Source organism: Curtobacterium poinsettiae, from assembly GCF_047226435.1.
In the GTDB taxonomy this organism is placed as follows: Bacteria; Actinomycetota; Actinomycetes; order Actinomycetales; family Microbacteriaceae; genus Curtobacterium; species Curtobacterium poinsettiae.
The window spans coordinates 489,295-514,267 of the sequence record NZ_CP178434.1 but is presented as its reverse complement, the minus strand read 5'-3'; the positions used below and the strand labels follow the sequence as shown (position 1 = coordinate 514,267).

The window sequence follows — 24,973 nt, the reverse complement described above, 5'->3', positions numbered from 1 at the left end:
TGTACCAGGCGGGACGTACGATTGGCGGTATGCGCCTGCCCTCCCTGTCCACGATGGCAGAGGACTACGTCAAGCTCATCTGGAAGGCCAGCGAGCGCGGCGGGCCCGGGCTGGCGACGCGGGACATCGCCGCGTCGCTGAAGGTGTCGGCGTCGACGGTGTCGGGCAACCTCAAGAAGCTCGACCGTGACGGCCTGATCGAGCACACCCCGTACTACGGCGTCGTCCTCACGCCCCTGGGCCAGCAGGTCGCGGTGGCGATGGTCCGCCGGCACCGGCTGATCGAGACGTTCCTGGTGCGACGGCTCGGCTACTCGTGGGACGAGGTCCACACCGAGGCCGAGGCGCTCGAACACGCGGTCTCGGAGCGGTTCCTGGACCGTGTCGACGCCGACCTCGGGCACCCGACGCACGACCCCCACGGTGACCCGATCCCCGGCGCGGACGGCATCGTGCCGGACTCCCCCGGCACGCTCCTCGGCGCGATCGAGCCCGGTGCGTGCGGCACGGTCGACCGGGTCTCGGACGACGACCCGTCGCTGCTGCGGTACTTCGACGAGCTCGGGGTCCGGCTGGGCACGCACCTGCGGGTGGAGCGGGTGCGCGACTACGCCGGCGTCATCGCGGTGTCACGACGCTCGACCGACGGTTCGGAGTCCCTCGTCGACCTGCCGGCCGCCGCCGCCGCGTCCATCTGGCTGGCGCCCGACGGCGACTGACCGCGCTGCGGCCGCTGGCCGGCTGGTCGCGGCTGGTCGGCCGGTCGGCCGGTCGGCTGGTCGCGACACCCCGCTCACGTCCGCCGACCGGTCACGAACTGTCGTCCGACAGCCCCGCAACCGACGATTCGCGACCGCTCGGCGCCGAGCGCACGGGGTGTCACGACCGCACCGCGCCCCGCGAACGCGCGTGGCGACGGACGGGAGGCTCGGCGCACCGCCGCCACGCGCCTCCCGTCCGACACCCCCGCCGGTCACGACACCCCGCTCACGTCCGCCGACCGGTCACCATCCGTCGCCCGACAGCCCCACAACCGACAGTCCGCGACCACTCGGCGCGCCCGGCCGGGCGCGCCCGCCGGCCCTACCCCTTGACGGAACGCGTCCGGCCGAGGGCGACCTCGCGCCGAGCCCGTTCGAGCGCGTACTCGGAGGCGACGCCGGGGTCGTGCAGCAGGCGTTCGGTCTCGCGCACGTGCTCGCGGACGACGTCGGAGCCCCGGTCGGCAGCCGCGGCCAGCACCGGCGCGACGGTGTCCTCGCCGAGTCCCACCAGCGCACGCGACAGGCTGAGCCGACGATCCCGGTCGCCGACGCCGAGCTGCACCGCGAGGGTCCGCGCGAGCGACGCCCGCTCGTCGCCGGGGACCAGGGCGACCGCAGTACGCCAGGCGGCTCGGAGCACCTCGTCGTCCTGGTCCCCGAGCAGCGGGCGCACCGCCGGCCAGGCGTCCGGGTCACCGATCTTCGACAGGGTGTGCAGCGCCTGGCTGCGGGCCTGCGACTCGGGGCGCTCGAGTTCGGGCAGCACCCGGGCCACGACGTCCTCGGCCCGGTGTCGGGTCAGTGCCCACGTCAGCATGTCGCGGACGAAGAAGTCCGGCTCCACGGCGCACTGCGCGACGAGCACCTCGAGGTCCGACGGGTCCGGGGTGGTGCCCGCGGCCATCACGGCCTGCAACCGGGCAGAGGATCGCGGGTCGGTGAGGGCATCGGTGAGCGTGGTCATCCCTCCATCGAAGCCCCTCGCGCCGGGGCCGTGTCAAGCATCGGGGCATAGCGTCGGGAGACGTGCGGTTCGCTCCCACCGCACCTCCGACCACGAAAGGACCTCCGCATGCCCCGCATCGGTACCACTGACCTGCACGTGTTCCCACTCGCCCTCGGCGGCAACGTCTTCGGGTGGACGGCGGACGAGTCGACCTCGCACCAGGTCCTCGACGCCTACACCGCGGCCGGCGGCGACTTCATCGACACCGCCGACGTCTACTCCGCGTGGGCGCCGGGCAACTCGGGTGGCGAGTCCGAGCGTGTGATCGGTTCGTGGCTCCGGGCCTCGGGCAAGCGGGACGACGTCGTCATCGCCACCAAGGGTTCGCAGCACCCGGAGTTCCAGGGCCTGGGCGCCGACACCGTCGCCGCCGCTGCCCGCGCCAGCCTCGAGCGCCTCGGCACCGACCGGATCGACCTGTACTACGCGCACTTCGACGACCAGTCGACCCCGCTCGAGGAGACCGTCCGCGCCTTCGACCAGCTCGTGCAGGACGGTCTGGTCCGGTACACCGCGATCTCGAACTACTCGAAGGACCGCGCCGCGGAGTGGATCCGCATCGCGACGGAGAACGGCCTCGCCCAGCCCGTCGCGATCCAGCCGCACTACAACCTGGTCACCCGCCAGCCGTACGAGTCCGACATCGCACCGCTCGCCCACGAGCACGGGCTCGGCGTCGTGCCGTACTTCTCGCTCGCCGCGGGGTTCCTGACCGGCAAGTACCGCACGAAGGACGACTTCGCCGGCAAGGACCGCGAGGGCCAGGTGTCCGGCTACTTCACCGACGAAGGGCTCGCCGTCGTGGACGCGCTGTCCTCGATCGCCGATGCGCACGGTTCCGAGATCGCCACGGTCGCACTCGCCTGGTTGCAGGCGCAGCCCGACGTCGTCGCGCCGATCGCGAGCGCCCGGAACACCGAGCAGCTGCCGGCGCTGCTGGCCTCCGCCGAGCTCGAGCTCTCCGCCGACGAGCTGCAGACGCTGTCCGACGTGTCGGCGAAGGTGCCCGCGAGCGCCTGACGCCCGCGCGCCAAAGGAGGCGCGTGCACGTTCCGACATCCCACTCGTCGTTCGACGGGTGGGATGTCGTTCGTTGCGCACGCATCCGCTGCGTGTGCATGTTCCGACAGATCACCCGTCGATCACGGGGTGGATCGTCGCGGAACGGGTGCGCCCCGCCCCGCGCCCCTACGCCCCCGGAGCCAGCGACCCGGTCAGCGGCTGCCCCGACGACCGCGTCACGAAGCACGCGATGAACCGGTCACCCTGGTCCCACGTCGCCTGGTCCGGCGCGTAGGAACCCTGCACCTGCACGTCGCCCACAGCAGCCGCGGCCGAGGCGTTCAGGGCCGTGTCGGACTGGCACTGGTCGGCCGCCTGGGTCGCAAGGGCCTCGGCACCGGGGTAGGTGTCACCCTCGACGGCGAGGCGTGCGGTCAGCTGCCCGATGTGCGGCGTCGCGCAGTCCACCACCGTGAAGGTCTGCGACCACGCGTTCGTGAACGGGGACAGGCACTCCCCACCGGCCAGGTCGGTCCACGGGTGCTCACCGGGCTGGGCCGGTGTGGTCGCGAACTGCAGCGCGGCGGCGGGTGCGGTGGCCTCGCTCGACTGCGCGGTCGAGGGAGCGGCGGTCGGGGCCGCCGATGCCGACGACGCAGCCGAGGGCGACTTCGTCGGGACGGCCTGGTCGGCGATGTTGTTGCCGAGGATCCACTTCGACAGCAGGAAGACCAGCACGATGAGCACGAGGATCAGGGCGATCGACCCGTAGATCAGCAGCTGCTTGCCGCGCTTGCCCTCGTTCCGCAGCCGCGCAAAGCCCTCGTTGATGAAGTTGTCGCGTTCGCCGGGCTGTCGGTCCGGACCAGCCGCGGACCGGCCGACACCAGCACCAGCAGCAGGGCGGGCCGCAGCCGGCGCAGCAGCAGTGGGCACGGCAGCCGCGGGCATCATCCGCGTGCCGGTGTCCTCGGGGTCGTAGCCGGTGTCGCCGAGCTGCCCGACGGCCTCGGTGCCGAACAGGTCCTTGATGGCGCTCGTGTCGCTGGTCTCGCGGCCGTCCCACTCGGACTGGTCCAGGTCGTCCGGCGCGGCGGCGGGCAGCGACTCCGGCTGAGGACCGGTGTCGGTCCGGCCCAATCCAAGCACGGCGTCCAGGTCCTGTCCGACCGACGGCGGCAGGTGTGCCGGGTACTCCTGGGCACCCGCGGTCGGCTCCACGAGCGGCGGCGCAGCGGTCGGCGGCACGGTCGCGTCGGGCTCGGACCACCAGGGCGTCCCGGCTGCCGGGATCGCGGTGGTCGGGGCGTCAGATCGGAGGCCCTCGGTCGCCTGCGCTTCGTCGGCTCCGGTGGACGCACGGGGCGCGTCCACTGCCTCGGTCGGGTCCGCGGGGTCGCTCGTGTCCGGCGAAGCGGCGCCGGCAGCAGCAGCGGCGGCGGCACCTGCGCCGGCAGCGGTGGCACCGGCAGCGGGCACAGCCGGCGGCACCACGGGCGGGACCGGCACGGCCGGCGGCACCGGGTAGGTGCGCGGCGCCTGGGGCAGCCCGGCGGCCGGGGTGTCGACCTCGCCGGCCACGACCTCGTCCTCGTCGTCGAACTCGTCGGCGAGCGACCAGGACCCTGCGGACAGTGCGGTGGTGTCGAACGAGTCGGTGGTCAGCGTCGCCGGGACCTCGCCGGGCTCGTCGTCGTCGCCGATCGCCCAGTCGAACGGCCGGTCGTGGGCGCCGGTCTGCGTGGGGACCGGCCCGGTGCTCGTGATGCGCAACAGGTCGGTGAAGGTCGGCGGCTCCTCGGTCGGGGGCAGCACGTTCTCGACACCGAGGGGCTGCGGCGCAGCGGGCGCCACGGGCTCCGGGTGCGATCCCGTCGCACGGCCGAGCCAGTCGACGTCGGCACGGCCCTCGCCGAACGGGTCGACGCGGCGACGCTCGTCCTCGATCGCCTTGGACGCGGCGGCACGTTCGTCGCGGTGGGCCTGGGCCGTCGGCAGCACGATCGACGACGGGTGCGGTGCGGTGGAGTCCGGGGGGACGTCCGCGGCGGCCGGGATCCGGTCGTGCAGCGTGGAGCGCTCGTGCTCGACGGCGGCGTCGGGGTTCTCCGACGGCGCGAGCAGCTCGGCGGGCATCGAGATGGCCTGGGTCGAGTCGTCCGGCGCAGCAGGAGGAGCAGGCGCAGGCGCAGGCGCAGGCGCAGGCGCAGGCGCAGCATCTTCGGGCTCGGGCACGAACGGCTCGGGCAGCGGTGCGCCCGTCTCACGCGCGGTGCGCTCGGCCTCGCGACGCTCCCGGCGCGACGGCCAGTCCTCCTCGCCCCGCGGGGCCCCGAAGATGTCCGCAGCGCTGCGGAGACCGTGGAACGGAGCGTCCGATCCGGACGCACGCCGAGCCTCCTGGCCGTCGTCCCCGTCTGCCGGGCCGGCGGTGCCGTCGGGTTCGCGTGCGTCGTCCGGACGCTCCTCGGTCACGCGGTCAGCCCCAGATCAGCCAACCCGATGGCTGCGAAGTACGGGTAGCCAGCCGCTTCGATCGTCTCCTTGGCACCGGTGTCCCGGTCGACGACGACCGCGACGGCGGCGATGATCGCGCCCTCGCGCTCGAGCGCCTCGGCCGCCTTGAGCGGCGAGCCACCGGTGGTGGAGGTGTCCTCGAGCACGACGACGCGCTTGCCCTGCAGGTCCGGGCCCTCGACCTGCTTGCCGCGGCCGTGGTCCTTCGGTTCCTTGCGGACGACGAAGGCGTCGTAGGTCAGTCCCTGGGCGGCGGCCTGGTGCAGGACGGCGCTGGCGATGGGATCGGCGCCCATGGTGAGCCCGCCGACGGCGGAGACGTCCGGCACCTGCTGCACGAGCTCGGTCATGACCTGTCCGATCAGCGGCGCGACGCGGTGGTCCAGGCTGACCTTCCGCAGGTCGATGTAGTACGTCGCCTTCTTCCCGCTGGTCAGGGTGAAGTCGCCGTGGAACACCGCTTCGGAGGAGATGTACTGGATCAACTGTTCGCGCGCGTCGGTCACAGCGCACAAGGGTAGCCGGTCGGGCCCGCAGCGCGCTCCCCCAGCCTGAGCGTCTGTGCGTGCTGGCACCGAGGCAGCGTCGGTACGCTCCGGGGCATGTCCCGTGCACCGCGTCGCGCCGCCGTGGAGCCGGCTCCGGCCGGCGTCCGCCGGCCGGGTGCCGTGGCCGTCACGATCGGACGGGAGGCCCTTGGCGGCCTGGTCGCGCTGGCCCTGGCCGTCATCGCCCTGCGCCACGTCGTCGCGACGGAACGGGTGGCGTTGCTCTGGTACGACGGCGACTCGGTGCTGCTGCCGCTCGTCGAGCGTTCGCTGCAGGCCGGGCAGCCGTTCGAGTGGGCGATGTCGCCCGCGCTGTTCTTCTTCCCGGAGCTGCCCGCGTACCTGTTCAGCGCGCTGGTGACCGCGACGCCGCAGCAGGCCCTGGCGTTGAACGGGGTGCTCGTGCTCCTCGCCGTCTACGCGCTGGTGCGTGCGGCCGCGAACGAACTGATGCCGTCCGCCGGGCGCCCCGCCCGGATCGCGGTGTCGGCCGGGGCGCTCGGCCTCGTCACCCTGCTGGTGCTGACCGAGTCGTCGGCGACGGCGACCTCGCTCGAGCTGGCGTCGCTGCTGCTCACGACGACCTACTACTACGGTGCCGTGCTGGCGATGCTCGGCACCGCGGTCCTCGTGCTGCGGTCGGTGCGGCTCGGCCGGGCGTCGGTGCTGCTGCTCGTGGTGCTCGGACTCGTCGCCGCGTGCACGACGGCGTCGAACCCGCTGTACGTGCCGTGGTCCGCCGCTCCGGTCGTCGTCACGCTCGGGCTCCTGGTGCTGGCGCGCCGGGTGCCGTGGCGTCCGGCGGCGCTGCTGTCCGGTGCCGTCACCATCGGCTCGGTCGTCGGGTACCTGGTGCGGATCCCGCTGCGGCCGTTCGTCTCCCTCGACCCCGCGACGTACGTGCAGCCGTCGCGGGCCGGTGAGACGCTGCGGTTCTTCGCGGCACTGACCGACGACCGGGCGGGCACGGCACCGGGCGACGTCGGCCTGCTGCTGCTGTTCGCCGGCGTGCTCGTCACCGTCGGCGGCACGGTCTGGGCCTGGCGGGTCCGCACCGCCCGCACCGTGCTGGTCGCGACGCTGCTCCCCCTGGTGACCGTCGTCGCGGTGTCCGTCGGGGTCGTCGTCGCCGGGTCCGAGACCCCGCGCTACCTGCAGCCGATCGTGACCGCACCGCTGCTCGCACTCGTCGCCGTGGCCGAACTCACCCGCACCGCGGTGCGCCGGACACGGGTCCACCGTCCGCACCGGGGCGTCCGAGCGGGGGTCGCGGTCGCGATGGCCGCCGTGCTCGCGGTGGGCGTCGCGGTGACCCCCGGGACCGCCCACGCCGTGGCGACCGCCCGGTACCCGGCGGCGGCGTGCCTCGACCGTTGGGCGCACGGACGCCAGGTCACCGGCGTCGGACAGTTCTGGACCGTCCGTCCCCTCGCCACCTACGCGTCGACGAACCTCGAGCTGCTGCAGGTGCGCGACACCTTCGAGACGTACCCGTGGCTCGTCGACCTCGGGGCGTACCGCGGAGCCGACCCGAGCTTCGTGGTGGTCGGGTCGCACGACCTCTGGACCACCGCGGTCGAGGACTCCCTCGGCCCGCCGGCGACGATCACCCACTGCACCGGCTTCGACGTCTACGACTACGCCGGCACCGCGGGGCAGGCCCTCCTGCGGCGCGACGTCGTCGGGAGCGCCGACGTCATCCGCCGCGAGCGCGGCTTCTGATCCGCTGCTGAAGTTGTCCACAGCGGCGCGTTGCCGTCCGATGCTCGCTGTACGGATGTATAGGCTCGTGCTCGATGTCTCGCCCCTCACGCCTCCGCGTCCCCCGTGTCCCCGTGCGCCTGCGCCTCGCCGTCACCGGCCTGGCGCTCGCGGGCCTCGTCGGCACGGTCGTGGTCGATGCCCCGGCAGCCCAGGCGGTGACCTACCCCACGTGGGACGAAGTGAAGTCCGCCCGTGGCAAGGAATCCGCGAAGCAGGGGCAGATCACCGAGATCCGGGGCATCATCAGCGAACTCGACGCCAAGGTCGAGGCTGCCGAGGCGAAGGCGCAGAAGCTCGGTGACGTGTTCTACAAGGCGCAGCGCAAGGCCCAGACCGCCGCCGAGAAGGAACAGCAGCTCCGCGCCGACGCGAAGGAGCACGCGGAGGTCGCCGACCAGAGCGCCGCGCAGGCCGGCCAGTTCGCCGCACAGATGTCCCGCTCCGGTGGTGCCGACGTCACCACCTCGGTGATCACCCAGGGCAAGGACGCCAGCGACCTCCTCTACAACCTCGGCGCACTGAGCAAGCTCTCCGAGCAGGCCGAGCGTGTGCAGGCCGCCGCGAGCTCCGACGCCGCCGTCGCCAGCTCGCTCGAAGCGCAGGCAGACCGCGCCGCCGAAGCACTCGGCGACCTCGCCGCCGAAGCAGAAGACCGCATGCAGGAAGCCCAGACGGCGTCCGACGCCGTGCAGGCCGCCTACGACGAGCAGCAGTCGAACAAGGCACGACTCGACGCCCAGCTCGCGACGCTGACCTCGGGCCGGGTCCGGACCGAAGCCGAGTTCGCCAAGGGTGAGCGCATCCGCAAGGCGGCGGAAGAGAAGGCGGCACGCGAAGCTGCAGAGCGCGCAGCAGCCGCGCAGCGAGCGGCCGCCGCACAGGCTGCCGCGAACTCCGGCGGGGGCGCTCCGTCAGGCGGCGGCTCGACCGGCAGCAGCGGTTCGGGCGGCGGCGGTTCCGTCGGCGCGGGCTCGGGGACCGGCTGGGTCCGCCCCGCCAGCGGCTACGTCATCAGCCCCTACGGGTACCGCGTGCACCCGATCACCGGCGTCGTGACCATGCACGAGGGCACCGACCTGGCGAGCGGCTGCTACACGCCCATCGTCGCGGCCTCGGCCGGCACCGTCGACTACGTCGGCTGGTACGGCGGGTACGGCAACTACGTCCGGATCAACCACGGCGGCGGCGTGCAGACCGCGTACGGCCACATCGTCGACGGCGGCTTCCGGGTCGCCACCGGACAACAGGTCTCCGCGGGGCAGCTCATCGCACTCGTCGGCTCCACCGGGGCATCGACCGGCTGCCACAGCCACGTCGAGGTGCACATCAACGGCGCCACCACCGACCCGGTGCCGTTCATGTCCGCGCGGGGCGTCGCCTTCTAGCCGACCAGCCCGCCTCCGGCTCAGCCCTCGGCAGGCCCCACGTCGTCCACGTCCCCGTTCCACAGCGCCCGGTACCACGCGGTGCGCTCCGGGTCGTCCGGCAGCCCGTACGCCCGGTGGAACAGCGGCTCCCACCCGGGTCCGTAGTTCCAGCCGAGCGCCATCGTCGCCACCGCGATGTCGGCCCAGCGATCAGCGACGCCCATCGCATCCAGGTCGACGTGCCCGCTCCACCGCCGGTCCGCACCGATGAGCGTGTTCGGCGTGCACGGGTCACCGTGACAGACGACGATCCGGTCGGTCGGCGGCTCCGGACCGAGCGCGCCCGGCCCGCGGTCGGCGTCGGTGTCGGCCGCACGCGCGCGATCGAGCCGGTCCACCGTGGACCACGTGAACGGGCAGTCGTCGACCGGCAGGGCGTCGTGCAGCGCGCGCAGCCCCTCGCCCACCGCGACCACCGCCGTCCGGGGTTCGTCGTGCCAACGCGGGTCGACGGCGTTCCAGCCGGGCACCGCGCGGGTGTGCAGCCAGACGCCGTCCTCGTCGGCGCCGTGGTCGAGCACCTCCGGCACCCGGGCGTACAGGGACGCCCACGTCAGCCGCGCCGCCTCGCCGCCGACCCACGAACCGTAGGCGTGCGGCAAGACCTTCACGAACTCCTCGGCGTGCGCGTCCGGCCCGATGCGGAACGTCGTCCCGCCGATCTGGTTGTGCCAGACGAGCGCGACCTCACGCCCTCGGGCCGCCTGGGTGACCACGCGCGGCACCGGGACGGTCTCGCCCGGCCGGGGCAGTCCACCGATCGAGCCCACCACAGCGACGCTCAGTGCACGCGGTCCGGGCGGGAGGACCCCGACCCACCACGGGCGATCTCGAGCAGCACCGGCAGGCGTTCGCCGAGCAGGGCGTCCAGGTCGGCGACGACGGCCTCGACCCGTTCGGTGATCTCCCGCGGCGCGGCTCCCCGCCGCGGACGGACCCGCACCCGGATCGCCCGACCGCCACGGACCCGGTAGACGTCGACGGCGAGCGAGCCGACCTGGGGCAGGTCCCCGATGGCCGAGGAGAGCGCGTGCTGCACGGCGGTGGACTCGATGCGCACCGAACCGGCGACGCCGTCCGCTGAGCCGTCGCTGTCCACCACGGTGCTCTCGCGACCACCGCCGAGCGTCGTCAGCACCACGAGTGCGAGCACGCCGAGCACGACACCACCGCCGAGCACGCAGGTCCACGCGAACACCGAGTCGTCACGCGACGCTCCGGTGCCGAGTCCGGCGAGGGCATCGCCGACCACGCGCCACCACGATGCGACAAGGGGCACCCCCTGTGCGGTCTGCACCAGAATCGCGGCGACCCCGGCGACGAGCAGGACGAGCCCGAGCACGATCAGTGCCGTGCGTCCGAGTGCGCGGTTCGTGGCGTTCATCCGTCCACCCGCCCCGTCGGCTGCACCCGGACGCGCGCGGCGAGGGCCGGCTGCGCGTCGATCGCGGCGAACTCCCGCTCGACGGCCTCGGTCGCGGCCACCGCGGGGACGTCCACCCCGGCTGCGGGCCGGAGCACGACGTCGACCGTGCGACGGCCGACTGTGCCCACGGCGGCGTCGGCGCCCAGACGGGTCGCGGATCGGGCGGCGCGGGCCGCGGCGGAGGCCAGGACCTCGTCGTCGACGACCACGGCGAGCCGGTCGGACGACATCGTGTGGCGTGGGCGCCGCTGCGGCAGGATCCCCTGCAGCAGGAGCACCAGGCCGATCAGGGCGACGACGGCGCCGACACCGATCACGATCGTCGTGTCGAGGCCGTCCGGCGCGGCGAGGGCGGCGTCGACCACGGCACGGGGGTCGACACCGAGCACGTTCTGGTCGAGCAGGACGAGCGCCCCGGCGAAGACCGCAGCGGCGGCGAGCACCAGGGCGATGAGCATCGCGACGACGACGGCGCCCGAACGGGAGACGTGGGTCTCCCGACGCAGCAGGCGCCGGTAGGTGGCAGCGTGGTCCCCGGCGGGCGCGCCGACGAGGGGTGGGACGGTCACCGGACCCTCCGCGGGGTGTCCACCACCGACGACGCGAACGTCACCGTCACGCGGGCAACCTGTCGGCCGGTGATGGTCCGGAAGCGCTCGGCGATCGTGCCGCGAGCCCGGTGCGCCGTGGCGACGACCGGTTCGTCGGGGAGTGCGTGCGCGCCCAGCACCGGCAGGGCGAGCGGGGCCGTGATCTCGACCGCCAGCGCACCGCGGCCGTCGTCGGCGACGCGGGCACGGACCTCCCGGGCGGCAACGCGCAGCGCTTCGGCGGCGACCGCCTGCGCGGTCCGCACCAGCGCGTGGGCTCCGATCCTGTCGGAGCCGGGGACCCGGACACCGACGGGAGCAGCGCCAGGACCGGAACCGGGGACCCGGACGCCGCGGTCGCCGGTCGTGGCGACGGCGGCGTCGCTCACGACGAGCTCCGGCGTCCGCGCAGCACGTCGAGCAGGCGACGGAAGTCGACGTCGCCGGTGACGATGCGTGCGACCAGTGCGCCGAGCGCCATGCAGACGGCGACCACGACGAACGCCCAGAACCCGAGCGTCACGGCGACGATCGCGAGCAGGGCACCGACGCCCATCCCGACGACGGTGGCGTTCAACGGACCCGACCGTCCCGGGTGTCGAGCTCGTCCGCGACGCCGTTGAGGGCCGGGATGTTCACGTCGTTAATGGCGATGTTGACCTCGGTGACCTCGAGGCCGACGAGTTCGGTCACGGCGTTCGTGACGGCGGCGCGGACCGCGGAGGCGACCTCCATCATCGGCGTCGGGTAGTCGACGACGATCGTCAGGTCGACCGCCACCTGGGTCTCGCCGACCTCGACGCGGACGCCCTGGCCGAGCGCGCTCGAGCCGATGGCGTCGCGGATGGCGCCGAACGCGCGCGAGGCGTTGCCGCCGAGCGCGAAGACGCCCGGCACGTCGCGAGCGGCGATGCCCGCGACCTTCGCGACGACCGTGTCGTCGATGATGGTCTTGCCCTTGGCGGTGACCTGCGTCGTGGTGGTGCCTGCGGGCTGGGTGTTGCCTGCCCCGGCGCCGAGCGTGGCCCCGGTCGGGGTCCCGTCGACGCGGTTCGTCGTCGATGCCATTGCTGCCTCCGTGCGGTCGATTGCTGGCCTCCAGCGAACACCATCGTGCCGGACGCCGCACAGACGATGCACGTGCCGACCTCGTCGTCAGTCGGCACCGGTAGGTTCTTGTTCCATGCGCGTGGCGACCTGGAACGTGAACTCCGTCCGCACCCGAGTGGGTCGGATCGTCGACTGGCTGGTGCGTGAGGACGTCGACGTCCTCGGTATGCAGGAGATCAAGTGCAAGCCGGAGCAGTTCCCGGTCGAGCAGTTCGAGGCTGCGGGCTACCACGTCGAGGCCCACGGCCTGAACCAGTGGAACGGCGTCGCGTTCGCCAGCCGTCTGCCGCTGGAGGACGTCACCCGCGACTTCCCGGGCCAGCCCGGGTTCCTGAAGGGCCACGAGGGGCCGGACCTGCCGGTCGAGGCCCGCGCGATCGGCGTCACGGTCGACGGCGTGCGGCTCTGGAGCCTCTACGTGCCGAACGGCCGCGAGCTCGGCGACCCGCACTACACGTACAAGCTCGACTGGCTCGCGCAGCTGGCCGACCGCACGTCGGAGTGGATCGAGGCGTCGCCGGAGACCCCGCTCGCGCTGATGGGCGACTGGAACGTCGCACCGCTCGACCAGGACGTCTGGGACCTGCGGGTGTTCGAAGGGTCCACGCACGTCAGCGAGCCCGAGCGGGCAGCGTTCCGCGAGTTCGAGGCCCGGGGGCTGCAGGACGTCGTCCGCCCGATCGTGCCCGACGGGTACACCTACTGGGACTACAAGCAGCTGCGGTTCCCGCGCGACGAGGGCATGCGCATCGACTTCGTGCTCGGCTCGCAAGCCTTCGCCGACGTCGTCACCGACGCGTCGATCCACCGGAACGAGCGGAAGGGCGACGCCCCGAGCGACCACGTGCCCGTGGTGGTGGACCTCGACCTGGACACGTCGCTCGACGACGACCGCCCGATGATCTTCTGAGCGGAGCCGGGTCACCAGGCCGGAACGTCGGCACCCGCTCTGTTACGCCCGGCGTCCGCCGTCGCGCCGAGGACCGTCACGTCGACGTAGGTTTCCTGCACCGAACCCCTTCGAGAGCAGGTGAAGCCATGTCACGCACGACGATCCTTCCCATCCAGCGCCTCATGGCGACCGCGGCCCCCGCTGCGTGGCGCGACGGCATCGTCGTCGAGACCCGCGCAGCCGACGCCGTGGTGCTGTTCCTCGACGGGAGCATCACCCAGCTGCGGGTGGCGGACGCGGACGGCGTCCTGTCGGTCGGCGAACCGGTCGCCCACCACCCGGTCGCCGAGATCCTCAGCGCCGGCAGCCGGCAGACCACCGCGCGCGTCGCGTAGCGCAGCGCAGCGCAGCGCAGCCGGAGCGGCTCACGCGGAGCGGCTCACGCGGTCATCGCGTCGAGCATCGCCTGGCACTTCGACACCATCTCGTCGCAGGCCATCGCGCAGTAGCGGCACGACTCGTCCATGTCCTGGTGCGTGCGGCACTCGGCGGCGCACGCGGTGCCCATCGCGACGACGGCCATGAGCATCGCCTGCATCGCGGCCGTGTCCATGCCCATCGGACGCATCATCATCCGCATGCCGGTGTCGGCGAGCATCGCGGTGTTCGAGCACATCGCGGCGCAGGTGGCCATGTCGCCGCCCATGCGCATGTCGGCCGCGGAACACATCGTCGCGGCCATCGACGCGGCGTTCATCGCCATCATCGTGTCCTGCATCGTGCTCATGTCCATCTGCACGGGCATGTCCGTCGTCGACATGTTCTGCATCATCGCCATCGTGTCCATCGGAGGTCTCCTCGTCGTGGTCATCGGTCGCGAGGCGGTCCGCCCCGCGTGCCCGCCACCATACGCGCGCGCTGTTCCCACTTCGTGAGCAGGAACGGTCGGGTCGGCGGGCGCGACTCGACCGTTCCTGCGCACGGTCCGCGGTGGTCGCCACCACGTGACGGACGGGAGGCCCGGTGCAGCCCCGCCACGCGCCTCCCGTCCGTCCCGCCGCGCGTCCAGGGCGCGGAAGACGCCGGCGTGCGCGCACGACGCCCGCAAGTTCGCGAGACGCCGCCGAATGCGGCGGCGTCTCGGCGAAATCGAGGCGTCTCGGCAACACGACGGCGTCTTCCGGAAAGCCACACGCCGGCGTCTCGACAACACGACGGCGTCTTCCGCAAAGCCACACGCCGGCGTCTCGAGCGCTACGGGTGCAGCAGGGCGGCGATCGCGACCAGCACGGGCACCGAGCCGAGGGTCGAGATGAGCACGACGTCACGCGCCACCGGCACCGCGGCCCCGTAGCGCTGCGCGTAGTTGAAGACGTTCTGCGCCGCGGGCAGGGCGCCGAGCGTGGTGAGCACGAAGACGTCCTGGTCCCCGAGGCCGAACACGAACCGGGCGAACACGAACGCCACCGCCGGCATCACCACGAGCTTGATCGACGACGCCACGATGACGTCCGTCCGGATCGCCGGGTCCCGCAGCGGGGTCGCACCGTGCAGGCTCATCCCGAACGACAGCAGCACGACCGGCACCGCGGCAGCGCCGACGAGCGAGAACGGCTCGAGCACGGGGTCGGGCAGGGTGAGCCCCGTCGCCGAGCACACGAGCCCGACGAGCGAGGCGATGATGATCGGGTTCCGGAACGGCCCGGCGATCCGCCTGCCCCACCCGCCACCACCCGCGGTCGCGGCGTCGAGGATCGTCAGCGCGATCGGGGCCATCACGACGAGCTGCAGCAGGATCACCGGCACGACCGCGGTCGCCTGCCCCAGCACGTAGACGGCCACCGGCAGCCCGATGTTGTTCGCGTTGACGTAGCTCGAGGCCAGCGCTCCGACGGTGGTCGTGGTGACGGACCGCCGCAGCACGAAGCGGAACACCACGGCGGCGGCGAGGGCGACCACGGCAGCACTCAGCAGTGAGACCCAGAGCATCGACGACAGCAGCGACGCGATGTCGGCCGTCGCGATGGTGTGGAACAGCAGGCACGGCATGAGCACGAAGAACGCGAGCCGGCTCATCACGAACTGTGCGTGCGGGCCGAGCAGACCGATGCGTCCGACGACGTACCCACCGGCGATGATCACGCCGATGATCGCGAAGCCGGTCAACACGCCACCCATCCCCTCCATCCTGGCACCTGGAGGCGGGGATGTGACGTCACTCAGGTCGGAAATGCGTACGCATCGAATACCGTTGAGCGCACCATGACCTCGACGAACGCTGACACCCTGACCCGGTCCACCGACTCCAGCCAGCCGCTCGTGCCGCTGCTCGAGGAGCGCTGGAGCCCCCGCTCGTACGACGAGACCGCGACGATCTCGCACGACCAGCTCGACGCCGTCCTCGAGGCAGCTCGCTGGGCACCGTCGGCCATGAACTTCCAGCCCCGCCGCTTCATCGCTGGCCGCCGCGGTACCGAGACGTTCCGGAAGATCAACGAGAACCTGCTCGGCTTCAACGCCGCGTGGGCGTTCCGTGCCAGCGCCCTGGTCGTCGGTGTGCTCGAGACCGTGACCGCCGACGGCGACGAGCGTCCCTTCGCCCAGTACGACCTCGGCCAGTCGCTCGCCGCCCTGACGGTGCAGGCCCACGCCGAGGGGCTGCACGTGCACCAGATGGCGGGCATCGACGCCGCCGGACTGCGCACCGCGTTCGACCTGCCGGAGCGGTTCGTCCCGTACACCGTCACGGCAGTCGGCACCGTCGCGCACCCGTCGCAGCTCGACGAGAAGGCCGCCGAGCGCGAGGTCGCCCCGCGCAGCCGCATCGCCCTCGACGAGGTCGTCCTCGTCAAGGAGTGAGCGACGGCGGCACACCGCCGCCCCCGGATCGTCACGACGGCCGTGTCCCTGCGGGGGCGCGGCCGTCGGCGTACCATGACGTGACATGGATCAGCACCAGGACGACGCCCCGCCGGAGATGAACTTCTACACCCGGAAGTGGGTGCGACCGGAGGACCTCAACGCGAACGGCACCCTGTTCGGTGGCAGCCTGCTCCGCTGGATCGACGAGGAAGCCGCCGTCTACGCGATCATCCAGCTCGGCAACGGCAAGGTCGTCACGAAGTACATGTCGGAGATCAACTTCCTGTCCTCGGCGAAGGAGGGCGACATCGTCGAGATCGGCCTCGTCGCCACCCGGTTCGGCCGGACGTCGCTGACCATGCGGGCCGAGGCGCGCAACCTCTTCACGCACCGGAGCATCCTGACGATCGACGAGGTCGTGTTCGTGAACCTCGACGAGGACGGCAACCCCGCCCCGCACGGCTACACCGACATCACCTACGCCCGCGACCGGGTCCCTGCCACGCACCGCGCGTGACCCCGCAGACATCACGCAGCACCCGGCAACCCGGAGCACCGCACGCGGCATGTGATCGGCGGCCTCTGGCAGGATCAGGGGCATGACCACGCCCCGCCTCGTCGCCTTCGACCTGGACGACACGCTCGCCCCGTCGAAGTCCTCCCTCGACCCCCGCATGCTCGAGACCTTCGCGTCCCTGCTCGAGGTCGTGCCGGTCGCGGTCATCTCCGGCGGCAACTTCACGCAGTTCGAGCAGCAGCTGGTCACCCCGCTCCGGCAGCGCGACGGGCTGACGCTCGACGCCCTGCACCTCCTGCCGACCTGTGGCACCCGCTACTACCGGTGGCAGGACCAGGACTGGGCGCTGCAGTACGCCGAGGACCTCACCGACGAGCAGAAGGACCGCGCCCTCGCCGCGGTCGAGACCCGTGCGAAGGAAGCCGGGTACTGGGAGTCCGAGACCTGGGGCCCCATCCTCGAGGACCGCGGGTCGCAGATCACGTTCTCCGCCCTCGGCCAGTCGGCACCGGTGGACGTCAAGAAGCAGTGGGACCCGACGGGCGAGAAGAAGGACCACCTGCGCCGCCTGGTGCAGCAGGACCTCGCCGACCTCGAGGTCCGCTCGGGCGGTTCGACGAGCATCGACATCACCCGCAAGGGCATCGACAAGGCCTACGGCATGCAGCGCCTCGCCGAGATCACCGGCATCGCGCTCGACGACATGCTCTTCGTCGGGGACCGGCTCGACCCAGAGGGCAACGACTACCCGGTGAAGGCGCTGGGCGTCCCCTGCCACGCGGTCGAGGGCTGGGAGGACACCGACGCGTTCCTGACCGAGCTCATCCCCACCCTGCGCTGATCCCCGCGCGAGACGCCGGCGTCTCGCCAGGACGCCGCGGCGTCTCCGAGACGCCGCCGGATCCGGCGGCGTCTCGGACGCATCGCGGCGTCGACAGGACACGACGGCGTCTTCCGCGCCCGACACGGACGGCACGGCGGACGGGAGGCGCGGGGCGGGCCCGCCCCGCGCCTCCTGTCCGTCCGCGGTCGCGTCCAGAGCCGCGACTGCGGCCGATCGGCGCGAGCGCGCGCTCAGCCCAGGCTGCAGACGGCCTCGACGAAGGCGCGGATCTTCGCGGGGTCCTTGACGCCGCGCTCCGACTCGACGCCGCTCGACACGTCGACACCGTCGGGGTCGAGTGCCTCGACCGCGGCGACCACGTTCGCCGGGGTCAGCCCGCCTGCCAGGATCCAGGCCTCGTCGACGCCGTCGATCGTGGCCGGGTCGATCAGTCGGCCGCTGCCGGGCACAGCCGCGTCGAGCAGCAGCAGGTCGTGGTCGAACGCGGAACGCTGTTCGGGTGTCTCGCGCAGGTAGTCCTCGGCCGCGAGGGCCCGGATCGTGAAGAAGCCGGCGTCACGGGCCCGGGCGAAGTCGGACGGCGACTCGCCACCGTGCAGCTGCAGCGTGGTGAGCCCGACCTCGGACGCGATGCCGACGATCTCGTCGATCTTCTGGTCGCGGAAGACCCCGACGGCGTCGATGCCGTCCGGCACCCGCTCCACCAGTTCCTTCGCCAGGTCGGCGGTGACGGTGCGGGGGCTGCCCGCCGCGAAGACGAACCCGACGGCGTCGGCACCCGCGTCGACGGCGGCGTCCACGGTGTCGGGCGTCGACAGGCCGCAGATCTTGATCCAGCGCTGGTCGGTCATGCTTTCCATCTTGCCAGGGTGCCGCTGTCCGCAGCGCACCGGTCTCCGGAGTCCGGAGTCCGGATCCGCGGGTGGGTCAGTGCAGGGCGCCCGCGACGTAGGCGGCCACGCAGGCCGCGGTGACGCCGAACGCTGCGAAGGACCCCACCAGGACGTTCCGTCGCCGCCACCGGCGGACCGCCGAGAACGTGCCGCGCCGGGCGTGGCGGTGGGCAGCGCGGTGCATGCGGTGGTCGCGCTGGTGCTTCACGCGCTCCGGGCCGAGCGGCACGGGGCCGGTGATCTGGGTGGACCCACCGCGCAGCGCGTTGGCGATCGCGACCGCTGTGGGCCGGCGCTCGGGGTCGCGGGCGGTCATCCGGCTGAGCAGCTCGCGCCACTCGTCGGCGACGTCGTCCGGCACTTCGGGGTCACGGCGGAGCCGGGCGAGCGCTGCTTCGATCAGGGTGCCGGAGTACTCCTGCTTGCCGGTCAGCGCCTCGAGCAGGACGAGTCCGAGCGAGTACACGTCGGTGGCGAAGCTGATGGGCTCGCCGGCGACCTGCTCCGGGCTGAGGTACGCGGCGGTGCCGATGACCGTGCCGTCGTTCGTCAAGCGGGAGCCGTCGACGAAGTGGGCGACGCCGAAGTCGGTGAGCTTGACGGTGCGGGCGAACCCGGACGAGCCCTCGTCGCTGATCAGGATGTTGGCGGGCTTGACGTCGCGGTGCACGATGCCGCGCGAGTGCACGTAGGCCAGGGCGTCGGCGAGCTGTGCGCCGAGGTCGGCCACCTCGTAGTTGTGCAGCGCGCCCTCGGACAGGCGGCGCAGCAGCGTCGTGTCGGCGATGAGCTCCATCACGATGAACCGGTGCGGGCCGTCCTCGAACTCGTGGGTGCCGGCGTCGTACAGCGGGATCAGGCCGGGGTGGGAGAGCATGCTGAGCAGCCGGATCTCGCGCTCCTGGCGCACGCGGTCGGCGGTGGTCATCTTGTCCGGGGTGGCGAAGAGCTTCACGGCCACGGCGCGGTACGTGTGCTCGTCACGGGCTTCGTAGACGGATCCCATGCCGCCGGTGCCGATGAGCTTCACGAGCCGGTACCGCGCAGCGAGGACGGTGTCCGCCCGCGCGCTGTCCAGCAGGGTCATGGTGTCCGTCGTCCCGTCCAGAGCGCCGTGGTTCCGCGGCTGGTGCCGACGTGTGGTGCTCGTGGGAAACGGTACGCGTCCGACTCTTGATCCGCAGGGGCCGTTACGACATCGTGACCGCCGTACTTCCCCGGTTTTCCGGGGATCTCCGGGGATCTCCGGGGTACAGTCCGACACCCATCAGGAAGACCGAACGCGCAAGGAGGACAGCATGGCGCTGTCGAAGGGTGACGAGGTGCGCTGGAACACCTCGCAAGGCAAGACGACGGGCACGCTCGTGCGGAAGCGCACGAGCGACTTCGAGTTCGACGGACAGCACTTCAAGCCGACCGACGACGACCCGTACTGGATCGTCGAGTCGGGCAAGAGCGGCAAGCAGGCCGCCCACAAGGAGTCGGCGCTGACGAAGGCCTGAGGGTCAGTCGCGGGCGGGCTCGGCGCGACGACGACCCCGGGCACCGCTCGCGGCCGGGCTGCTGCTGCCGCGGTCGTCGTGGTCGTCGGACCCGCCCGCACGACGCTCGGCCCGCACCCGGCGGAGCCGCCGCACCACGAAGCTCACCACGACCACCGCGATGGCCACGTAGAGCACGCGGTCGATCCACTCCGTGTAGGCCTCGACCTTGTCGTACTGCGACCCGAACGCTGCACCGAGCAGCACGAGTGCACTGTTCCAGATGCCGCTCGCGATGATCGTGAACACCGAGAAGGTGCCGAGGTGCATGCGGTCGGCGCCGGCGGGCAGCGAGATCAGGCTGCGGACGATCGGGATGAACCGGCCGAAGAAGACCGCGCTCTTGCCGTGGCGGTGGAACCAGCCGGCCGCCTTGCGGAAGTCGTCCTCGTCGACGAGGGGCAGCTTGCCGAACCACCGCGTGGTGCGTTCGAACCCGATCTTCGCGCCGAGCCAGTACAGCACCAGGGCCCCGAGGTACGAGCCGATCGTCGCCAGCACGAGGACCAGCACCAGGTTCATCTGACCGGCACCTGCCAGGAACCCGGCCAGCGGCAGGATCACCTCGGACGGGATGGGCGGGAACACCGTCTCGACGAAGAGCATCAGCCCGACGCCCCACTCCCCCAGGGCGTCGATCAGCTGGAGCACCAGGCCGGAGAGCCCACCGAGGTCCGAGGGGGCGGTGGAGTCGCCACTGGCGACGGTCATGGCGCGGGCGGTCACGGCAGTCGTCATGCCCCCAGCATCCCTGAACGCCCTGTCAGGACCCGGCGCGCCACCTGGGTGTCGGCCGAGTTCGTGCAGAGCGACGACCTCGGTTTCGGCCTCGGTGGTGCCGCCCGGTCACGACACCCCGCTCAGCTCCGCGGACTGGTCAGCAAGTGTCGGATGGAACCGGCGCAGACGACGATCCGTGACCAGTCGTTGTGATTCGGCGCGCGTGGCGGGCGAAGGCGACGGGACGACGGACGGGAGGCCCGGTGCCAGCTGGCACCGGGCCTCCCGTCCGTCGAATGGTGGCGTTGACACCGCGAGACACCGTCGTCTTGCTGAAGCGCCCGTGCTCCCGCGAGACGCCCCCGAATCCGACGGCGTCTCGGCGACGCCACGGCGTCTCAGTCGGACGCCGGCGTCTCGCGGACGGACTACGCGGCGACCGGCGCGCGCTGGCCGATCGTCTCGCCGGCCACGGCAGCCTCGCTGCCCGCAGCGGCCTCGTCGACGGGGCGACGACGCACCCACTTCTTCAGGGCGACGAGCACCAGCGCGGACACCACGGTCCCAGCCAAGATCGCGACGACGAACATCAGGACGTCACCGATCGCGAAGAAGACGAAGATCCCGCCGTGCGGCGCTCGTGAGGTCACACCGGCAGCCATCGAGATCGCGCCCGTGATCGCGGCCCCGACCATCGACGCCGGGATGACGCGTAGCGGGTCGGCTGCGGCGAACGGGATCGCACCCTCGGAGATGAAGGACGCACCGAGCAGCCATGCAGCCTTGCCGTTCTCGCGCTCCGGCTTCGTGAAGCCCTTGCGGTAGAGCACGGTCGAGGCGAGCGCGAGTGCCAGCGGCGGCACCATGCCGGCGGCCATGACGGCGGCCATGATCTCGAACGGCACGACGTTCGTGGCGGTGCCGGCACCGAGCCCGGCGACGGCGAACGCGTACGCCACCTTGTTGACCGGACCACCGAGGTCGAAGGCCATCATCAGGCCGAGGATGATCCCGAGCAGCACGGCCGAGGCGCCGGACAGGGAGTTGAGCCAGGCGGTGAGCTCGGTCATGACCCAGGCGATCGGGCCACCGAGCACCAGGAGCATCAGCCCCGAGGCGATGATCGAGGCGAAGAGCGGGATGATCACGACGGGCATCAGGCCACGCAGCCAGCGCCAGGTCGGGATGCGCCCGATCCAGTAGGCGGCGGCACCGGCGATCAGGCCACCGACCAGACCACCGAGGAACCCGGCGTTCATGAAGACGGCGATCGACCCGGCGACGAAGCCCGGTGCGATGCCCGGGCGGTCGGCGATGGCGTAGGCGATGTACCCGGCGAGTGCTGCGACCAGGAACCCGAGCGACACCTGTCCGATCTGGAACGCGGCGGCGCCGAGGTAGTACCCGAGGCCCTCCGGCGGCAGGTTCAGCAGCGTGGAGTTCGTGAGCGTGTAGGCGGCGTTGCTCATCCCCGAGTCACCGTGGTCCAGCGCGATGCCGTACCCGGAGAGCAGGAAGCCGAGCGCGATGAGGAGCCCGCCGCCGGCCACGAACGGGATCATGTAGCTGACGCCGGTGAGCAGCCAGCGCTTGAGCGACTGGCCGAAGTGCTCGTTCTTGGCGGTGGACTCACCCTCGACGGCGGCACCACCCTGCACGCGTGCGGCGTGCGGGTCCTCCGAGGCGCGGATGGCCTCGGCGATCATCTTGTCGGGCTCGTCGACACCGCGCTTGACGGGGCCGGACACCAGCGGCTTGCCGGCAAACCGGCCGCGGTCGCGGACGTCGACGTCGACCGCGAACACGACGGCGTCGGCACGGGCGATGAGGGCTGGGTCGAGGGGCTCGACCTGCGAGGACCCCTGCGTCTCGATGTGCATCTCGGCACCGGCACGCTGGGCGGCGGCGACGAGGGCGTCGGCAGCCATGTAGGTGTGTGCGATGCCGGTCGGGCATGCGGTGACGCCGACGAAGACCTTGCGGTCGGCAGCGGGGGCCGCGGCGGTCGCGCTGCCTGTCGTCGCCGGAGCGGAGGCGCTGCTCGCCGTCCCGACGCCGGCCTCGGCCACTTCGCCGCTCACCTCGTCGTCGACCAACCGGACGATCTCGTCGGCCGTGGTCGCGGCGCGGAGCGCGGCGGTGAAGTCCTCACGGATGAGTGCGCGGGCCAGGGTCGAGAGGACCGTCAGGTGGTCCTTGTCCGCCCCCTCGGGCACGGCGATCATGAAGACGATGTCGGCGTCGCCGTCCGGAGCGCCGAACGGCACCTTCCGGGCCAGGCGCGAGAACGCCAGCGTCGGCTCGGACACCGACGCCGACCGGGCGTGCGGGATGGCGATGCCACCGGGGACGCCCGTGCCGACGCTCGCCTCGCGCTTGATGGCGTCGTCGGCGAGCGTGGCACCGTCGGCGGCGCGGCCGGTCGCGGCGACGCGGTCGGCGAGCACCCGGATCACGTCGGTCGACGTGGCGCCGAGGTCCTCGTCGAGGCCGACGAGCTGTGCGCTGATGAGGCGCGGACTCGAGTCTGCGGACATGTGCTTGCTCCTTCGCAATGGCGCTGATCGCGCGGTGGTGCGGTGTTCGTGGGGTGATCGGGTGGGGTGGGGATCAGGCGGGTTCCGGAGCCGGGTGCGTTTCGAGCACCCGGACGGAGACCGCCGTCGGGTCGGTGTGGTCGAGTGCCGGCACGTCACTGCCGGGCAGTGCTGCGGCCGCGGCCCCGGTGGCGACGGCCTGTGCGAGACGCTGCTCCGGCGACGCTCCCGCGACCTCGGCGAGCAGGTAGCCGGCGAGCGAGGAGTCCCCCGCGCCGACCGTCGAGCGGGCGATGATCTTCGGTGCGGCGGCGGCGAAGGCCCCCTCGTCCGAGACCAGCACGGCTCCGGCGCTGCCCAGGGTGAGCAGGACGGTGCCGACGTTCTTGCGCCGCAGCCGCTGGGCTCCGGCGACGGCGGCGTCGAGGTCGCGCTCGTACTCCTCGGGGTCACCGCCGACGACCTCGGCGAGTTCCTCGGCGTTCGGCTTCACCAGGTCGAGGTGTTCGCCGGACTGCAGCAGCGCGGTGAACGGCACCCCGGACGAGTCGACGGCGACCCGGACGTCCGCACCGTGGCGGGCACGGACGGCCCGGACGAGCACGGCGAGGGCGTCGTCCGGCAGACCGGGCGGCAGGGACCCGGCGACCACGACCCAGCGGGCGGCGGGGCCGGTGGCGGTCGCGGCGGCGGTGTCGGCCACCAGGGCGGCGAGGTCGTCGAGGCGCCCGGCGAGCGAGGGGCCGGGTTCGTTGAGCTTCGTGGTGGTGCCCGTCGGCTCGGTCACGGTGACGTTCGAGCGGAGCGGTGCCCCGATCGGCAGCGCGGCGGTCGGGATGCCGCGCGTGGCCAGGCCGAGCAGGACCGGGTCGAGCTCGTCGCCGGGCAGGACCGCGACGGTGTCCCCACCGCTCGCGACGACCACACGGGAGACGTTGACGCCCTTGCCGCCGGGCTCCGCCGTGGACCGGGTCGCGCGCTGGACGGCGCCGCGCTGCAGTTCACCGGCGAGCTCGATCGTGCGGTCGAGCGACGGGTTCGGGGTGACGGTGACGATGCGGGCGTTCATGCGACGACCACCTCGACGTCGGCGTCGGCGAGTGCTCCGGCGAGGTCGGCCGGGGGCTGGTCGTCGGTGACGAGCGTGTCGATCTCGTCCAGGCGTGCGAACCGCATCAACGCCTCGACGCCGTGCTTGGCGGCGTCGGCGAGCACCACGGCGCGTCGGGCGGCGAGCACGTAGGCACCCTTCACGGCGGCCTCGTACTCGTCGGGGGTGCTCAGGCCGAAGCCGGCGGACAGGCCGTTCGTGCCGATGAACGCCACGTCGGGGCGGAGCGCACCGATCTGCTCGACGGTGGCCGTGCCGACCGCCGCGCTCGTGACGCCGCGGACCCGGCCACCGAGCAGGTGCAGTTCGAGGTGCTCGCTGTGCTGCAGGGTCGCGGCGATCGGCACCGAGTTCGTGATGACGGTGATCGTCGAGCCGGCGACCTCGGGCTCCCAGCGGGCGAGTTCGGAGGCCACGGCGGCGCAGGTGGTGCCGGCGTCGAGGGCGATCGAGCCGGTGAAGGTGGGCGGCACCAGGCGCATCGCGGCGCGGGCGATGGCCGACTTCGCGGTGCCGTGCTGTCCCTCGCGCTCGGCGACGCTGAGTTCGACGACGCTCGAGCGGCCGACGGGCACCGCTCCCCCGTGCACCCGGCGCAGGACCCCGGCGGACTCGAGGGCGTCGAGGTCACGGCGCACGGTCTCGGTGGTGACGTCGAAGTGCTCGGCCAGGCCTGCGACGGACACGCGACCGGCGGACTGCAGCTCGGCGGCGATGGCGGTGTGCCGCTCGGTTGCGTACATGCCCGAACTCCTTCGTTCCGTTGGGTTTCGAGCACTGTACGTCGCAAACCCACAAGAACGCAACCGTTCCGTCCTGAAACCAACAGGTCCACAGGTGCCGGCCGTCACGCCCGCGGGGTCGCGGCGACCGCCTGGAGGCCCGGTGCCGGTCCGGCGGAC

The 24,973-nt window shown here is 72.4% G+C and carries 27 protein-coding genes; 10 read left to right on the top strand and 17 right to left on the bottom strand.

Features of this window, described 5'->3' with window-relative positions:
* Window positions 1-29 precede the first annotated feature (29 nt).
* A complete protein-coding gene (locus ACL00U_RS02495) occupies window positions 30-719 on the top strand; it encodes a metal-dependent transcriptional regulator (protein WP_017886335.1) in 690 nt (229 codons plus the stop codon).
* A 364-nt stretch (window positions 720-1,083) separates the two neighbouring features.
* Here the strand turns inward: ACL00U_RS02495 and ACL00U_RS02490 are convergent, their stop codons facing one another.
* Entirely contained in the window at window positions 1,084-1,728 is a 645-nt protein-coding gene (locus ACL00U_RS02490; protein ID WP_412873774.1) for a HEAT repeat domain-containing protein, read from the bottom strand.
* A 108-nt stretch (window positions 1,729-1,836) separates the two neighbouring features.
* Here ACL00U_RS02490 and ACL00U_RS02485 point away from each other — a divergent pair, with 108 nt between their 5' ends.
* Window positions 1,837-2,790, top strand: a complete 954-nt coding sequence (locus ACL00U_RS02485) for an aldo/keto reductase (protein ID WP_412873773.1) — start codon at window positions 1,837-1,839, stop codon at window positions 2,788-2,790.
* Window positions 2,791-2,958: 168 nt separating this feature from the next.
* On the opposite strand, the gene ACL00U_RS02480 is transcribed toward ACL00U_RS02485, so the two are convergent.
* Together ACL00U_RS02480 and pyrE are read right to left on the bottom strand one after the other, a co-directional pair.
* Window positions 2,959-5,247 (bottom strand): septum formation family protein, encoded by a 2,289-nt coding sequence (locus tag ACL00U_RS02480; protein ID WP_412873772.1) that lies wholly within the window; start codon window positions 5,245-5,247, stop codon window positions 2,959-2,961.
* Window positions 5,244-5,795 (bottom strand): orotate phosphoribosyltransferase, encoded by a 552-nt coding sequence (gene pyrE, locus ACL00U_RS02475; protein WP_017886338.1) that lies wholly within the window; start codon window positions 5,793-5,795, stop codon window positions 5,244-5,246. The genes ACL00U_RS02480 and pyrE overlap by 4 nt, the downstream gene beginning before the upstream one ends.
* Window positions 5,796-5,891: 96 nt before the next feature.
* Here pyrE and ACL00U_RS02470 point away from each other — a divergent pair, with 96 nt between their 5' ends.
* Together ACL00U_RS02470 and ACL00U_RS02465 are read left to right on the top strand one after the other, a co-directional pair.
* Window positions 5,892-7,559: a hypothetical protein gene (locus tag ACL00U_RS02470; protein WP_412873771.1), complete on the top strand. Its 1,668-nt coding sequence runs from the start codon at window positions 5,892-5,894 to the stop codon at window positions 7,557-7,559.
* A 74-nt stretch (window positions 7,560-7,633) separates the two neighbouring features.
* Window positions 7,634-8,986 carry a M23 family metallopeptidase gene (locus ACL00U_RS02465; RefSeq protein WP_083389219.1) on the top strand — a complete coding sequence of 451 codons (1,353 nt, stop codon included), beginning with the start codon at window positions 7,634-7,636 and terminating at the stop codon, window positions 8,984-8,986.
* Between the two features lie 20 nt (window positions 8,987-9,006).
* Here the strand turns inward: ACL00U_RS02465 and ACL00U_RS02460 are convergent, their stop codons facing one another.
* The 6 genes from ACL00U_RS02460 to ACL00U_RS02435 are packed head-to-tail and all read right to left on the bottom strand — an operon-like array spanning window position 9,007 to window position 12,112.
* Complete coding sequence (locus ACL00U_RS02460; protein WP_259495258.1) at window positions 9,007-9,801, bottom strand: aminoglycoside 3'-phosphotransferase; 795 nt, start codon at window positions 9,799-9,801, stop codon at window positions 9,007-9,009.
* 8 nt (window positions 9,802-9,809) lie between these two features.
* Window positions 9,810-10,412, bottom strand: coding sequence for a hypothetical protein (locus tag ACL00U_RS02455; RefSeq protein WP_259495256.1), 603 nt, complete (start codon window positions 10,410-10,412; stop codon window positions 9,810-9,812).
* The gene (locus ACL00U_RS02450; RefSeq protein WP_071250528.1) at window positions 10,409-11,023 is read right to left on the bottom strand and encodes a hypothetical protein; all 615 of its coding nucleotides are present in this window, start codon (window positions 11,021-11,023) and stop codon (window positions 10,409-10,411) included. The genes ACL00U_RS02455 and ACL00U_RS02450 overlap by 4 nt, the downstream gene beginning before the upstream one ends.
* On the bottom strand, window positions 11,020-11,433 hold the full coding sequence (locus ACL00U_RS02445) for a hypothetical protein (protein WP_159557232.1): 414 nt from the start codon (window positions 11,431-11,433) through the stop codon (window positions 11,020-11,022). The genes ACL00U_RS02450 and ACL00U_RS02445 overlap by 4 nt, the downstream gene beginning before the upstream one ends.
* Complete coding sequence (locus ACL00U_RS02440; RefSeq protein WP_017886345.1) at window positions 11,430-11,621, bottom strand: DUF2273 domain-containing protein; 192 nt, start codon at window positions 11,619-11,621, stop codon at window positions 11,430-11,432. The genes ACL00U_RS02445 and ACL00U_RS02440 overlap by 4 nt, the downstream gene beginning before the upstream one ends.
* Entirely contained in the window at window positions 11,618-12,112 is a 495-nt protein-coding gene (locus ACL00U_RS02435) for an Asp23/Gls24 family envelope stress response protein (protein ID WP_140448277.1), read from the bottom strand. The genes ACL00U_RS02440 and ACL00U_RS02435 overlap by 4 nt, the downstream gene beginning before the upstream one ends.
* Window positions 12,113-12,227: 115 nt before the next feature.
* On the opposite strand from ACL00U_RS02435, the gene ACL00U_RS02430 reads away from it, so the two are divergent.
* Together ACL00U_RS02430 and ACL00U_RS02425 are read left to right on the top strand one after the other, a co-directional pair.
* A complete protein-coding gene (locus ACL00U_RS02430) occupies window positions 12,228-13,064 on the top strand; it encodes an exodeoxyribonuclease III (RefSeq protein WP_017886347.1) in 837 nt (278 codons plus the stop codon).
* A 128-nt stretch (window positions 13,065-13,192) separates the two neighbouring features.
* On the top strand, window positions 13,193-13,441 hold the full coding sequence (locus ACL00U_RS02425) for a hypothetical protein (RefSeq protein WP_056069500.1): 249 nt from the start codon (window positions 13,193-13,195) through the stop codon (window positions 13,439-13,441).
* 44 nt (window positions 13,442-13,485) lie between these two features.
* On the opposite strand, the gene ACL00U_RS02420 is transcribed toward ACL00U_RS02425, so the two are convergent.
* Together ACL00U_RS02420 and ACL00U_RS02415 are read right to left on the bottom strand one after the other, a co-directional pair.
* Window positions 13,486-13,893 carry a hypothetical protein gene (locus ACL00U_RS02420; RefSeq protein WP_042538723.1) on the bottom strand — a complete coding sequence of 136 codons (408 nt, stop codon included), beginning with the start codon at window positions 13,891-13,893 and terminating at the stop codon, window positions 13,486-13,488.
* A gap of 407 nt (window positions 13,894-14,300) precedes the next feature.
* Window positions 14,301-15,224, bottom strand: coding sequence for an AEC family transporter (locus ACL00U_RS02415; RefSeq protein ID WP_017886350.1), 924 nt, complete (start codon window positions 15,222-15,224; stop codon window positions 14,301-14,303).
* Between the two features lie 84 nt (window positions 15,225-15,308).
* Between ACL00U_RS02415 and ACL00U_RS02410 the strand changes: the two genes are divergently transcribed.
* From ACL00U_RS02410 to ACL00U_RS02400, 3 genes are all read left to right on the top strand, one after another.
* Window positions 15,309-15,905 (top strand): nitroreductase family protein, encoded by a 597-nt coding sequence (locus tag ACL00U_RS02410; protein ID WP_412873770.1) that lies wholly within the window; start codon window positions 15,309-15,311, stop codon window positions 15,903-15,905.
* An 85-nt stretch (window positions 15,906-15,990) separates the two neighbouring features.
* Window positions 15,991-16,425: an acyl-CoA thioesterase gene (locus ACL00U_RS02405; protein WP_017886352.1), complete on the top strand. Its 435-nt coding sequence runs from the start codon at window positions 15,991-15,993 to the stop codon at window positions 16,423-16,425.
* Between the two features lie 82 nt (window positions 16,426-16,507).
* On the top strand, window positions 16,508-17,266 hold the full coding sequence (locus tag ACL00U_RS02400) for an HAD-IIB family hydrolase (RefSeq protein ID WP_017886353.1): 759 nt from the start codon (window positions 16,508-16,510) through the stop codon (window positions 17,264-17,266).
* Between the two features lie 233 nt (window positions 17,267-17,499).
* On the opposite strand, the gene ACL00U_RS02395 is transcribed toward ACL00U_RS02400, so the two are convergent.
* Both ACL00U_RS02395 and ACL00U_RS02390 read right to left on the bottom strand, forming a co-directional pair.
* Window positions 17,500-18,120, bottom strand: coding sequence for a phosphoribosylanthranilate isomerase (locus ACL00U_RS02395; RefSeq protein ID WP_412873769.1), 621 nt, complete (start codon window positions 18,118-18,120; stop codon window positions 17,500-17,502).
* Between the two features lie 76 nt (window positions 18,121-18,196).
* Window positions 18,197-19,249 carry a serine/threonine-protein kinase gene (locus tag ACL00U_RS02390; RefSeq protein ID WP_051067362.1) on the bottom strand — a complete coding sequence of 351 codons (1,053 nt, stop codon included), beginning with the start codon at window positions 19,247-19,249 and terminating at the stop codon, window positions 18,197-18,199.
* Between the two features lie 211 nt (window positions 19,250-19,460).
* Here ACL00U_RS02390 and ACL00U_RS02385 point away from each other — a divergent pair, with 211 nt between their 5' ends.
* A complete protein-coding gene (locus tag ACL00U_RS02385) occupies window positions 19,461-19,664 on the top strand; it encodes a DUF2945 domain-containing protein (RefSeq protein WP_017886355.1) in 204 nt (67 codons plus the stop codon).
* A gap of 3 nt (window positions 19,665-19,667) precedes the next feature.
* Here ACL00U_RS02385 and ACL00U_RS02380 read toward each other — a convergent pair whose 3' ends face one another.
* The 4 genes from ACL00U_RS02380 to ACL00U_RS02365 form a co-directional block, all read right to left on the bottom strand.
* Window positions 19,668-20,441: a DedA family protein gene (locus tag ACL00U_RS02380; protein WP_228499450.1), complete on the bottom strand. Its 774-nt coding sequence runs from the start codon at window positions 20,439-20,441 to the stop codon at window positions 19,668-19,670.
* A 410-nt stretch (window positions 20,442-20,851) separates the two neighbouring features.
* The gene (locus ACL00U_RS02375; RefSeq protein ID WP_071250539.1) at window positions 20,852-22,960 is read right to left on the bottom strand and encodes a PTS fructose transporter subunit IIABC; all 2,109 of its coding nucleotides are present in this window, start codon (window positions 22,958-22,960) and stop codon (window positions 20,852-20,854) included.
* Window positions 22,961-23,033: 73 nt separating this feature from the next.
* Window positions 23,034-24,029 (bottom strand): 1-phosphofructokinase family hexose kinase, encoded by a 996-nt coding sequence (locus tag ACL00U_RS02370; RefSeq protein WP_017886358.1) that lies wholly within the window; start codon window positions 24,027-24,029, stop codon window positions 23,034-23,036.
* Entirely contained in the window at window positions 24,026-24,814 is a 789-nt protein-coding gene (locus ACL00U_RS02365; protein WP_056069518.1) for a DeoR/GlpR family DNA-binding transcription regulator, read from the bottom strand. Before ACL00U_RS02365 ends, ACL00U_RS02370 begins: the two co-directional genes overlap by 4 nt.
* Window positions 24,815-24,973 lie beyond the last annotated feature (159 nt).